The organism is Streptococcus sp. SP1 (genome assembly GCF_030440005.1).
Taxonomy (GTDB): Bacteria; Bacillota; Bacilli; order Lactobacillales; family Streptococcaceae; genus Streptococcus; species Streptococcus parasanguinis.
Window position 1 is genome coordinate 15,556 of record NZ_JAQFJJ010000009.1, and the last position, 11,991, is coordinate 27,546.

The window sequence follows — 11,991 nt, forward strand, 5'->3', positions numbered from 1 at the left end:
CCACTCCCTTTTCATTATTCTTCTGTCACAAATTGACTGAGGACACCATTGACAAATCGTGAAGAGATTTCATCTGAAAAGGCTTTGGCCAATTCAACTGCCTCATTGACTGCGACGATCTGTGGTGTATCAAACTCTGTTATTTCATAAATTCCAAGACGAAGGATGTTTTTCTCTACCAAGGTCAAGCGCTCTACTGTCCAACCTGCTTTTAAATGTTGACCGATTTGTTGGTCCAATTGATCTTTAGACTGATAAACACCAGTCACGAGGTTCATAAGAAAGGCAGGAAGATCAACTTCTTTGTCTTCTGCAATATCCTTGTCATGTAAATAAGCAAAGCGACAAGCTTCAACAATGTCTCCATCGTATTCCAAGGCCATCAAGGCTTGAAAAGCACGCTCGCGCAGCTCTCGACGTGATTCTAATAAAATTTCATCAGTCATTGAGAAAGTCCTCGTTAAACAAGTCTTTCAAGTCTGGTTTTGGAGATTTTTCGGTTGCGATCCCAACAACGTGAATGTTGACAGCATCCAAGGTTACATCTGCCATATCATAAACCGCAGACTTGACCGCTTTTTGAATCGCTACCGCGACAGATGGTACAGCCACTCCGTATTCTAAATAGAGATAGATGTCTACTGAAACTTGACCATCTTCCTCGGTATGAAGGTATACGCCACGTCCAAGCGAACGTTTTGATAAGCTATCTGAAACACTTTTATTTTCAAGTGAATAGACACCCTCTACTTTTGCTGTCGCAATCGCAATAATTTTTTCTAATACACGTGGTGCAATAACGATGTCACCAAATTGTTCAGTTGCCATAGAAGTTCCTTTCTATTTGACACCCTGAGATGTCTCTTATGCACGAGAAACGTAAGTTCCTTCAGTAGTGTTAATGACCAATTTTTGTCCAGCTTCGATGAAGTCAGGAACGTTTACGACCAAACCAGTTTCCATTGTAGCAGGTTTACCAGAACCAGTCACTGTAGCACCTTTGATAGATGGTTGAGTTTCTGCAACAGTCAATTCAACCGTTGTAGGAACTGTTACACCGATTACTTCGCTTCCGTAGAATTGAATTTTTACTTCTGAGTTTTCAAGGATGTAAAGCAATTCTTGTTCTACGTTCACAACTGGAATTTCATATTGGTCATATGTTTCAGTGTTCATGAAGTAGGCTGTATCATCCATTTTGTACAAGTATTGAGCTGGAACTGTTTCGATAATCGCTTGTTCAAATTTTTCTTCTGGACGGTAGCTTGTATCAAATGTTGAACCAGTACGGACATCACGCAATTTCATACGCATGATAGTGTTTCCTTTACCTGGTTTGTGGTGGCTAGCTTCCAAAACGCGGATCAATTTTCCGTCAGCTGTTTCAAAAGTCATACCAGCTTTCAATTTACTTGCTTCGATCATGTTTTATTACCTCTTTTTTAAAAATAGATTACTCTTTATTGTAACACACTATTTGATTTTTCTCAAACAGCAATCTTCTCTTTTTGAGAAGAAAGGATTGCTATGGACTGCCCCTGATCCATCCACATCCAAATTACCCTTTACTTCTTTCGTGTTTTGTTATTGTAGATCCTATACCAAAATGGATAGGACTCCAAATAAGATGTCTGGGAGAAGAATTACTCTACAATTCATTTCATAGTCTTCTCTTCACATCTCTGTCTAAACAGAAGTTAAGAAAAACGTATATCTTAAAGGACAATCAATTCTTTAGGAGCAAGGGTCAAGACTTCACAACCTGTTTCTGTGATCAAGAGGTCATCTTCGATCCGCACACCAGAGAGGCCTTCGATATAAATACCTGGCTCATCTGTTAAAACCATCCCTGCTTGAATAGCTTCTTTAGACGTTTGGCTGAAGTATGGCTCTTCGTGGATATCTAGCCCAATTCCATGACCGATTCCATGAGTAAAGTATTGGCCATAGCCGGCTGCTTCGATCACATCACGTGGGATTTTATCAAAATCACGGAAGCCAAGTCCATCTTTAGCAGCAGCAATCAAGGCTTGATTGGCTTTCAAAACTGTTTCGTAAATTTCTCTTTCCTTGTCGCTGACATGTCCTGCATAGATAGTCCGTGTCATATCACTGACATAGTGGTCATACAAGCAACCAAAATCAAGGGTCAAGGCATCTCCTGCTGAAATGACCCGATCACTTGGAGTCGCGTGAGGCATCGCAGAGCGTTCACCAGCTGCTGAAATAATATCAAAAGATACACCAGAAGCTCCCAACTCCCGCATTCTAAAATCGAGGAAAGTCGCTGCTTCCAACTCTGTCGTTTGCCCTACCTTGATATAATCCAAAATATCGTGGAAGGCTTGGTCAGAGATGCTACAAGCTTTTTTAATGGCCGCAATCTCCGTTTCATCTTTAATCAAGCGCAATTCCATCACAAAGTTCGCTAGGGATTGAAGGGTAATGCTATTGAAAACAGAAGCCATGCGGGCATGGTAGGCTACTGTCACTTCGTCCTCAAAACCAAGTTCTTTGATTCCAAGGTCTTTAACGATCTCTGCAGCTGCAGTCAACTCATCGCGGGTTTCCACAATCTCTACAAAGGGGAAACAAGTCGCATGGGCATGGATGGTGTAGCGCGAATCTGTAAAGAGGACCACGCGTTCTTCTGTCACCAAAGCGGTACCGTTTGAACCCCAGAAATTGGTCAAATAATAAACATTTTTCAAATTGTTAATCAATACCGCTTTGAGGTTTTGGGTTTTCATTTTGTTTCTTAAGTTGCTGATCCGTTGATTCATTGTAATTTTCCTTTCAAATATTGTCCTGTGTAGCTAGCAGGATTTGCTGCTACTTCTTCTGGTGTTCCGGTCGCAATAATAGTTCCGCCACCGACACCGCCTTCTGGTCCTAAATCGATGATATGGTCTGCGGTCTTAATGACATCCAAATTGTGCTCAATCACAAGGACCGTATTGCCATCATCCACAAATCGCTCTAAGACTTTGATCAAGCGAGAAATGTCTTCGGTATGGAGTCCGGTCGTTGGTTCATCCAAGATATAGAAGGATTTCCCTGTAGAGCGCTTGTGCAATTCAGAAGCCAACTTCATCCGCTGCGCTTCCCCACCTGAAAGAGTGGTCGCTGGTTGCCCCAGCGTTACATAGCCCAAGCCCACATCTTGGATGGTCTTGAGTTTGCGTTCAATTTTTGGAATGTGCTTGAAGAATTCAACTGCCTTGTTGACCGTCATATCCAGCACTTCTGCGATATTTTTTTCCTTGTAGTGGACTTCGAGGGTCTCACTATTGTAACGACGTCCGTGGCAGACTTCACAAGGGACAAAGACATCTGGCAAGAAGTTCATTTCAATCTTGATGATCCCATCACCTGAGCAGGCTTCACAACGCCCACCCTTGACATTGAAACTAAAGCGGCCTTTTTTATAGCCCCGAATTTTGGCTTCATTGGTCTGAGCAAAGAGATCGCGAATATCATCAAAGACACCTGTGTAGGTCGCTGGATTGGAACGAGGAGTCCGGCCAATCGGGCTTTGATCAATGTCGATCAAGCGATCGATATGCTCAATCCCCTGAATGGTCTTGTATTTCCCTGGTTTTTCCGAATTGCGGTTGAGCTTTTGAGCGATGGCTTTTTTCAAGATGCCATTAATCAAGGTCGATTTTCCAGAACCGGAAACTCCAGTGACTGCGATAAATTTTCCTAGAGGAAAGCGCGCTGTGATGTCTTGTAAGTTATTCTCACTTGCTCCAGTAATTTCAATAGAACGACCATTTCCTGAACGGCGCTCTGTTGGAACCGGAATCTTGCGCTTGCCGGACAAGTACTGTCCAGTGATGGATTTACTGTTGCGCGCTACCTGCTTTGGAGTTCCTGCTGCAACGATCTCTCCCCCAAAAACACCGGCACCTGGGCCGACATCGATCAGGTAGTCTGCCTCTCTCATGGTATCTTCATCATGTTCGACGACGATCAAGGTGTTGCCTAAATCACGCATCTTCTTGAGACTGGCAATCAGACGATCATTGTCCCTTTGATGGAGGCCGATAGACGGCTCATCCAAGATATAAAGGACACCAGAGAGGTTGGAACCGATCTGGGTTGCCAAGCGAATGCGCTGGCTTTCTCCACCTGATAAGGTCCCAGCCGATCGTGACAGGGTCAAGTAATTGAGCCCCACATTGTTTAAGAAGGTCAAGCGATCCTTAATCTCTTTTAGGATCGGTCTTGCAATCGTAGCTTCATTGTCCGTTAAGACCAGCTTGTCCACGGCTTTTAAGTGGTCCGCAATCGATAGATCCGACACTTCCCCGATATGCATCCCCTTCTCTCCTCCAACACGAACAGAAAGAGCCTGGTCATTGAGACGGTAGCCATGGCAGGTCGCACAGGTCAATTCGTTCATATAAGAACGCATTTGGTTGCGGGTAAAATCGCTATTGGTCTCACGAAAACGACGGTGAATATTGTTTACGACCCCTTCAAAAGGAATTTCGATATCCCGAACCCCACCAAACTCATTTTCATAGTGGAAGTGGAATTCCTTGCCATTTGAACCATAGAGGACCAAGTCCTTTTCTTCTTGAGAAAGATCGGAAAAAGGCTGGTCCATATCAACGCCAAAATGGATCATGGCCTGCTCCAACATCTGTGGATAGTAGTTGGAAGAGATCGGATTCCAAGGAGCAAGTGCTCCTTCGCGAAGGGTTAAGCGATCATCTGGCACCACCAAATCCAAGTCTACCTCTAGCTTAATACCCAGCCCATCACAGTCTGGACAAGATCCGAAAGGCGCATTGAAAGAAAAGAGACGGGGCTCTAATTCAGGAACGGTAAAGCCACAGACTGGACAAGCATAATGCTCAGAAAAGAGTAGCTCTTTGCCATCCATGGTATCAATCACGACATAACCATCCGCAATCCGAAGGGCTGCTTCAATCGAATCAAAGAGCCGCGAGCGGATGCCCTCTTTGATCACGATTCGGTCCACCACCACTTCAATCGTGTGCTGCTTGCTTTTAGACAGTTCTGGAACCTCTGTCACATCATAGATCTCCCCATCGACCCGCACCCGGACATAGCCGTCTTTTTGCACTTTTTCAATGATATTCTTATGCTGGCCTTTTTTCTTCCGAATAATAGGAGCTAGAATTTGCAGGCGTTGGCGCTCTGGTAATTCTAAGACTTGATCGACAATTTGCTCAACCGAAGAAGCTGTAATCGCTCCATGCCCATTGATACAATAAGGCGTCCCTACACGCGCATAGAGCAAGCGCAGGTAGTCATTGATCTCTGTTGCCGTCCCCACTGTAGAACGGGGGTTTTTACTGGTTGTTTTTTGGTCGATGGAAATAGCTGGACTCAAGCCGTCAATGGAGTCCACATCTGGCTTTTCCATATTTCCCAAGAATTGCCGGGCGTAGGCCGATAAGCTCTCCACGTAGCGGCGCTGGCCTTCTGCATAGAGGGTATCAAAGGCCAGACTGGACTTCCCAGATCCAGACAAACCTGTCACCACGACTAATTTGTCCCGTGGAATTTCCACGTCTATATTTTTTAAATTATGGGCGCGTGCCCCATGAATGACAATTTTATCTTGCATGTTCTTACTCTAATCACCTTTTTGTTAACCTCCATTATAACAAATTTTTTAGTATTCTTTTATCCAAAACCGTCCTTTTTCTGATATAATGTTAAGGTGTAAAAAAACAAGGGGAGGCACCATGAAACAGGTCTTTTTATCGACAACGACTGAATTTAAAGAAATAGAGACGCTGGAACCTGGTAGCTGGATCAACCTTGTTAACCCTTCTCAAAGTGAATCGATGGAAATCGCCTCTGCTTTTAATATCGATATTGCCGACTTACGGGCACCACTCGATGCGGAAGAAATGTCCCGTATGACCATCGAAGATGAGTATACCTTGATCATCGTAGACGTTCCCATTAAGGAAGAGCGGAACAATCAGACCTACTACGTGACCATTCCGCTAGGGATTATCCTGACAGAAGAGGCTATTATCACGACTTGCTTGGAGAAATTGCCACTTCTCGATATCTTTATCAACCGACGCTTGCGGAATTTCTATACCTTTATGCGGTCGCGCTTTATCTTTCAGATCCTCTATCGCAACGCTGAACTTTACTTGTCTGCGCTTCGTACCCTGGATCGCAAAAGCGAACAGATTGAAAGCCAATTGCACAAATCAACGCGTAATGAAGAGCTGATTGAGTTGATGGAGTTGGAAAAAACCATCGTCTACTTTAAGGCCTCTCTGAAAACCAATGAGCGCGTGATCAAGAAATTGACCAGTGCTACTAGTAACATCAAGAAATACCTAGAAGACGAAGATCTGTTGGAAGATACCTTGATCGAAACCCAGCAGGCCATCGAGATGGCAGATATTTATGGAAATATCCTGCACTCCATGACCGACACCTTCGCATCGATCATCTCCAACAACCAGAACAATATCATGAAGACCCTGGCACTCGTTACCATTGTCATGTCCATTCCGACCATGATCTTTTCGGCCTACGGGATGAACTTCAAGGACAATGAGCTTCCGCTCAATGGCGAACCCCATGCCTTCTGGCTGATTATTTTCATCGCCTTTGCCCTGACCGGGTCTCTCGTCGTCTACCTCATCCATAAAAAATGGTTCTAACCAAACTTGTACATCAAAGGAGTAACTATGTCTCACACCGACCTTCATCAACTTAGTAAGAAAAATCAAGAATTTATCCGGATCGCCAAACACCAATTGCTTGAAAACGGAAAGACAGAGGAAGAAGCAGAAAGCCTCATCCAAGAAATTCTTCCAGCTATCCATGAAAACCAAGGAAAAGGAATTCCAGCACGGACACTTTTTGGAGCTCCAACTGTATGGGCGAACTCTTTCAGCGAGAAAGAGCGCTATGAAAAAGAGCATCCGAAATTAAACGATGCTCCCTCTCTCATGATTTTGGATTCCTTCCTCTTTATCTTTGGTGTTTTTGCTGCGATTAGCGCCTTTATGAACTTGGTTGCTCCGCGTCGTACTGGCTATGGGTTGATCACCTTGATCCTTGGAAGTTTGACAGGGGCTTTGCTCTTATACCTTATGTACTACTTCTTCTATCAGTATATGGATGGCACCAAAGATCGCAGCGAGCGTCCTTCTCTTTGGAAATCTATGCCGATTCTTGTTGGAGTCATGTTCCTTTGGGTCATTGTCTTGTCCTTTACTTCCCTACTCCCACAGGTTCTCAACCCAACTATTCCAGATGTCCTTGCCATCGTTTTAGGAGCTTTAGCACTTGTCCTTCGCTTCTATCTCAAGAAACGCTTTAATATTAAAAGTTCGAGCACAGCACCCGCAACTCGACGCTAAAAAGAAACGGATGAAGTCTTCATCCGTTTTTGTTTTACTGTATTTCCCTGTTCAACCTTTTTGAAAAATAGAGGACTAAGTCATCATTGTTTTCACAAGAACTGTAAGGGGCCAAGGGCTGATCCCTAAACCAAACTCCAGATCCATCTGGGATATAGCCCCGTTTGACATACAGTCTTTGAGCTGGGCCATAACCCGAGTGTAAACCAACCCCTAAAGTAACAATCTCTGATAGTAGCCGGACTCTTTTTTCTGCCTCCTCTAAGAGTTGATTCCCAATCCCTCGATTTCTAAATGGTTCAAAAACATTAAAATCAGATAGTTCAGGATAGACTCCCACAAAAGGACCGTGCTTGGCAACAGGTAATATAGTGATATAGCCTGCCACAAATCCATCCGACTCAGCTACTAATACGTCCCTCTCTCTATTCTCCTGCTCCTGAAAATAGCTAGTCAAGATATCCTCTCTACCTGGCCACCCTTGGTGGATAAAGGCTTGAGAGATGTGCTCAATATCTGCCTTGATCATCCTCCTGATGATTACACCTTCCTTCATGTTGCGCTCCTTGATACCTTTCTCTTCATCATTATAGCATAATTAGAGCTTGGGAAAAGTCAAAGAGCTTCACACGGACCTAGCTCACTATCACATTTCTATGCTCGCAAAAAAGACCCATAAGGGTCTTACTCGCTTTTTTATTTTCAAGCTCATGAAAAAGAGGTCCACCGGACCTGAAAAAAAGACCCATAAGGGTCTTACTCGCTTTTTTATTTTCAAGCTCGTGAAAAAGAGGTCCACTGGACCTGAAAAAAAAGACCCACCCGGGTCTTTTTTTTAATCTTCGTTTACGAAAGGCATCAAAGCCATTACGCGAGCGCGTTTGATAGCTGTTGTTACTTTACGTTGGTTCTTCGCTGAAGTTCCAGTTACACGACGAGGAAGGATTTTCCCACGTTCTGAAACGAAACGGCTAAGAAGCTCAGTATCTTTGTAATCGACATATTCGATTTTGTTTGCTGCGATGTAATCAACTTTTTTACGGCGTTTGAATCCGCCACGACGTTGTTGAGCCATGTTTAATTCTCCTTTATAGTTTTAATTCGTTAAACCCATTCTTAGAATGGAAGATCGTCGTCTGAGATATCCATTGGATTCGCTCCAAATGGATTTTCTTCACGACCAAAGTTTGGCGCTGCATTGCTTGGTTCAGATCCACCAAAACTTGGGGTTGCATTTCCAGCAAAACCACCGTTGCCTGATGAATAGCCACCACCTGCATGCCCTTCGCGTGCTGCACGGCTTTCCAATAGTTGGAAGCTGTCTGCTACGACTTCAGTGACATAAACACGTTGACCTTGCTGGTTTTCGTAATTACGTGTTTGAATGCGACCGGTAATCCCAATCAAAGCACCTTTCTTAGCCCAGTTGGCTAAGTTTTCTGCTTGCTGACGCCAGATCACACAGTTGATGAAATCGGCTTCGCGCTCTCCATTTTGACTCTTGAAGTTGCGGTTGACAGCTAGGCTGAAAGTAGCAACTGCTTGATTGCTTGGAGTGTAGCGAAGTTCAGCATCACGGGTCATACGACCGACAAGTACAACATTGTTAATCATAAGTCACCTCTGATGATTTCTTACGCGTCAACTTTTACGATCATGTGACGAAGAATGTCACCGTTGATTTTTGAAAGACGGTCGAACTCGTTAAGAGCTACAGCGTCGTTCGCTTCAACGTTTACGATGTGGTAAAGTCCTTCACGGAAATCTTGGATTTCGTATGCAAGACGACGTTTTTCCCAATCTTTTGATTCAACAACAGTTGCACCGTTGTCAGTCAAGATAGAATCGAAACGTGCTACCAAAGCGTTTTTAGCTTCTTCTTCAATGTTTGGACGAATAATATAAAGAATTTCGTATTTAGCCATTGATAATGTTCCTCCTTTTGGACTAATGACCCCAAGTCTTTACAAGGGGTAAGTGAGGTTTACTCACAAGAAACTATTATACCAGACTTTTCGAACAAAGGCAAGAATTATCTTTAGGATTTGAAAAATGATTCTGGACGTCCCCTTCGAGAAAAAAGAAAGAAATGTCCTAAAAAATGACATTTTATAGAAGAAACCCCTCTCCTTCTTTCTCCTCTTTCCTTAAAGAAATCTGATATCAGTTAGCTTTAAGCTTGAGTCTTTATACTAGCTACAACAAATCTCAAGAAACGAGGAACGATTATGAATTATCTTATCATCCCCGCCTATCAACCGGATCTGAATCTTGTCAAACTGGTTCGCTTGGTCCACGCTAAGAGCGATCTCCACATCATCGTGGTCGACGATGGGAGTGACGCTGACAAGAAAGCGATTTTTGACAAATTAGAGGGTCTTGCGACAGTACTGACTCATGAGCACAACCAAGGAAAAGGGCAAGCTCTCAAGACGGCTTATGACTACATTCTAGAAAGAGGCACCTATGGAAGCATTGTTACAGCTGATGCAGACGGTCAGCACAAAATTTGGGATATTTTCAGGGTTGTTAACCAATCTCAAGAGCATCCTGGAGCACTTATTCTAGGAGCCCGCGCCTTCTCTGGAAAAGTTCCTTTGCGTTCTGCTTTCGGGAATAAATTGACCCGCTTCTTGTTTAAGCAACAAACCGGAGTGGCGGTCAGCGATACCCAAACAGGCTTACGAGCTTTCACTACGAATCTCTTGCCTTTCATGCTTGAGGTTGACGGACAGCATTATGAATATGAAATGAATGTGCTCCTTGCAGCAAGCAAGTCCTTCCCCATCGTGGAAGTTCCCATCGAGACGGTCTATATCAATGACAACGAAGGCTCCCACTTCCGACCTATTCGAGATGGCCTCATGATCTACAAGGACATGTTCAAGTTTGCCCTCTCCTCTCTGAGTAGTTTTATCGTTGACTATCTGGTCTACGCCTTCTTCCTCTTCGTGATGATGGCCGTGCCCATTAGTCTACGTATTCTCCTAGCGAATGGGATCGCTCGTGTGACGAGTTCCATCTTTAACTACTCGACCAATAAGCACTTGGTCTTTAAGAACAAAGACAGCGTTGCTAAAACCGGAAGTGGTTACTTTGGTCTAGCCCTTGGCCTCTTTATTCTTGATACGCTCTTGATTCGACTCTTCTATACTGCTTTCGGGCTCAATCTCCTGATCAGTAAGATTGTCGTCGGCTTCCTCCTCTTTCTGGTCTCATGGGTGATCCAGAAAAAAGTGATCTTCAAAGAAAGGACTGCACCCCACCATGAAATTCTTTAAAAAATCCTACACCTATGCTGCCTGCTTTGGCCTTCTTTTAACCAGCAGTTTTAGCTACTCGATGCTCAAGACCTTCGTCTTATCCGATGCCATCCAAACCGTAAAAGCTACGACTACGGACACCAAGGCAGCCAAAAAAGCAGCTGCATCGGCTACAACGACCGATACCAGCTATTCAGATGACAATATCCAGGTGACTTTAACAGAAAAAACGGTTGAAAATACCCAGGTTTACATTGCAGATATCACAGTCAGCTCATCTGACTACCTCAAAACGGCCTTTGCACAAAACACTTACGGAACCAACGTGACTGCTAAGACCTCTGTCACAGCCGCCAACAACAGTGCCATTCTAGCAGTCAATGGTGACTATTACGGAGCTAACAGTACAGGATACGTCATCCGAAATGGAGTGGTCTACCGTGATACCGTTCGGGAAGATTCAAGCAATGGTGACCTAGCCATTTACAAGGATGGATCTTTCAAAATTATCTACGAAGATGAGATCTCTGCAGATCAATTGGTCAAGGACGGGGTCGTCAATCTCCTCGCTTTCGGTCCTTCCTTAGTTGAAAATGGAGAAATTACTGTCGATACCAATTCAGAGGTTGGGCAATCTATGGCGTCAAATCCACGGACAGCGATTGGGATCATCGATGAAAACCACTACATTATCGTCGTGTCAGACGGACGAACTTCAGAAAGTGAAGGCCTGTCTCTCTACCAATTAGCAGAAGTGATGAAATCGTATGGCGTTAAAACAGCCTACAACTTGGATGGTGGTGGATCTTCTACCCTTTACTTCAATGGCCAAGTTATTAACAAACCAACAACAAATGGTACTATCTCAGAAAGGGCGGTGAGTGACATTGTCTACATCGGTTACTAATCCTATTAAACAACGCTTGAAAAAGACCATCCTATGGTACATTCTTATCTCGGCTTTCTTCTTTGTCGGAAGTCGCATCTACGAACACTTTAGTTTTGGCGAAACCTCTGCCTTCATGCACTACCTCTTCTTGATTCCTTTGATCGGTGGCGCCTTACTAGTGCTTCTACAGTTGATGGTGAAAGGCTTCTCTCGCCTGAGCCTCAATCTTTGGAATTCAGGAGTGGCTACGCTCACAGCCGGGGCCCTCTACCGAGGGATTGTCAACCTCTCTGGTCGATCTACTACAATGGATCAACCCTATTATTACCTTGGAGTTGCCTTTCTAGCACTAGCTCTGATCAGCCTCTTCTTTGTCCGCAGTGTCTGGGTGGAGAAAACAACCTAAGATCAAAAACGTCCGTTTCTTAAAAGAACGGACGTTTTTTAGGGTCAGTTAACGGAT

The 11,991-nt window shown here is 44.0% G+C and carries 14 protein-coding genes; 5 read left to right on the forward strand and 9 right to left on the reverse strand.

Annotated features, from left to right (window positions below; genetic code table 11):
• Positions 1–14: 14 nt before the first annotated feature.
• From nusB to uvrA, 5 genes are all read right to left on the reverse strand, one after another.
• Complete coding sequence (nusB, locus tag PCY07_RS05945; RefSeq protein ID WP_175742651.1) at positions 15–446, reverse strand: transcription antitermination factor NusB; 432 nt, start codon at positions 444–446, stop codon at positions 15–17.
• The gene (locus PCY07_RS05950; RefSeq protein ID WP_003005404.1) at positions 439–828 is read right to left on the reverse strand and encodes an Asp23/Gls24 family envelope stress response protein; all 390 of its coding nucleotides are present in this window, start codon (positions 826–828) and stop codon (positions 439–441) included. Before PCY07_RS05950 ends, nusB begins: the two co-directional genes overlap by 8 nt.
• A gap of 36 nt (positions 829–864) precedes the next feature.
• Entirely contained in the window at positions 865–1,425 is a 561-nt protein-coding gene (efp, locus tag PCY07_RS05955; protein ID WP_003005479.1) for an elongation factor P, read from the reverse strand.
• 290 nt (positions 1,426–1,715) lie between these two features.
• On the reverse strand, positions 1,716–2,783 hold the full coding sequence (locus PCY07_RS05960) for a Xaa-Pro peptidase family protein (protein WP_301355940.1): 1,068 nt from the start codon (positions 2,781–2,783) through the stop codon (positions 1,716–1,718).
• The gene (gene uvrA / locus PCY07_RS05965) at positions 2,780–5,605 is read right to left on the reverse strand and encodes an excinuclease ABC subunit UvrA (protein ID WP_301355938.1); all 2,826 of its coding nucleotides are present in this window, start codon (positions 5,603–5,605) and stop codon (positions 2,780–2,782) included. Before uvrA ends, PCY07_RS05960 begins: the two co-directional genes overlap by 4 nt.
• 121 nt (positions 5,606–5,726) lie before the next feature.
• On the opposite strand from uvrA, the gene PCY07_RS05970 reads away from it, so the two are divergent.
• Both PCY07_RS05970 and PCY07_RS05975 read left to right on the forward strand, forming a co-directional pair.
• Positions 5,727–6,671, forward strand: coding sequence for a magnesium transporter CorA family protein (locus PCY07_RS05970; RefSeq protein WP_003005422.1), 945 nt, complete (start codon positions 5,727–5,729; stop codon positions 6,669–6,671).
• Between the two features lie 27 nt (positions 6,672–6,698).
• Positions 6,699–7,376, forward strand: a complete 678-nt coding sequence (locus PCY07_RS05975; protein WP_223344914.1) for a DUF1129 family protein — start codon at positions 6,699–6,701, stop codon at positions 7,374–7,376.
• Between the two features lie 34 nt (positions 7,377–7,410).
• Here the strand turns inward: PCY07_RS05975 and PCY07_RS05980 are convergent, their stop codons facing one another.
• The 4 genes from PCY07_RS05980 to rpsF form a co-directional block, all read right to left on the reverse strand.
• On the reverse strand, positions 7,411–7,932 hold the full coding sequence (locus PCY07_RS05980) for a GNAT family N-acetyltransferase (RefSeq protein WP_156671817.1): 522 nt from the start codon (positions 7,930–7,932) through the stop codon (positions 7,411–7,413).
• 279 nt (positions 7,933–8,211) lie between these two features.
• Entirely contained in the window at positions 8,212–8,451 is a 240-nt protein-coding gene (gene rpsR / locus PCY07_RS05985; protein WP_000068664.1) for a 30S ribosomal protein S18, read from the reverse strand.
• A gap of 41 nt (positions 8,452–8,492) precedes the next feature.
• Positions 8,493–8,990: a single-stranded DNA-binding protein gene (locus PCY07_RS05990; protein ID WP_003008622.1), complete on the reverse strand. Its 498-nt coding sequence runs from the start codon at positions 8,988–8,990 to the stop codon at positions 8,493–8,495.
• A 20-nt stretch (positions 8,991–9,010) separates the two neighbouring features.
• Positions 9,011–9,301, reverse strand: a complete 291-nt coding sequence (rpsF, locus tag PCY07_RS05995) for a 30S ribosomal protein S6 (RefSeq protein WP_003005040.1) — start codon at positions 9,299–9,301, stop codon at positions 9,011–9,013.
• Between the two features lie 303 nt (positions 9,302–9,604).
• Here rpsF and PCY07_RS06000 point away from each other — a divergent pair, with 303 nt between their 5' ends.
• The 3 genes from PCY07_RS06000 to PCY07_RS06010 are packed head-to-tail and all read left to right on the forward strand — an operon-like array spanning position 9,605 to position 11,934.
• The gene (locus PCY07_RS06000) at positions 9,605–10,657 is read left to right on the forward strand and encodes a bifunctional glycosyltransferase family 2/GtrA family protein (RefSeq protein ID WP_049498524.1); all 1,053 of its coding nucleotides are present in this window, start codon (positions 9,605–9,607) and stop codon (positions 10,655–10,657) included.
• On the forward strand, positions 10,644–11,546 hold the full coding sequence (locus tag PCY07_RS06005; RefSeq protein WP_031576920.1) for a phosphodiester glycosidase family protein: 903 nt from the start codon (positions 10,644–10,646) through the stop codon (positions 11,544–11,546). The genes PCY07_RS06000 and PCY07_RS06005 overlap by 14 nt, the downstream gene beginning before the upstream one ends.
• On the forward strand, positions 11,527–11,934 hold the full coding sequence (locus PCY07_RS06010; RefSeq protein WP_301355965.1) for a hypothetical protein: 408 nt from the start codon (positions 11,527–11,529) through the stop codon (positions 11,932–11,934). Before PCY07_RS06005 ends, PCY07_RS06010 begins: the two co-directional genes overlap by 20 nt.
• The last annotated feature ends 57 nt before the right edge of the window (positions 11,935–11,991 follow it).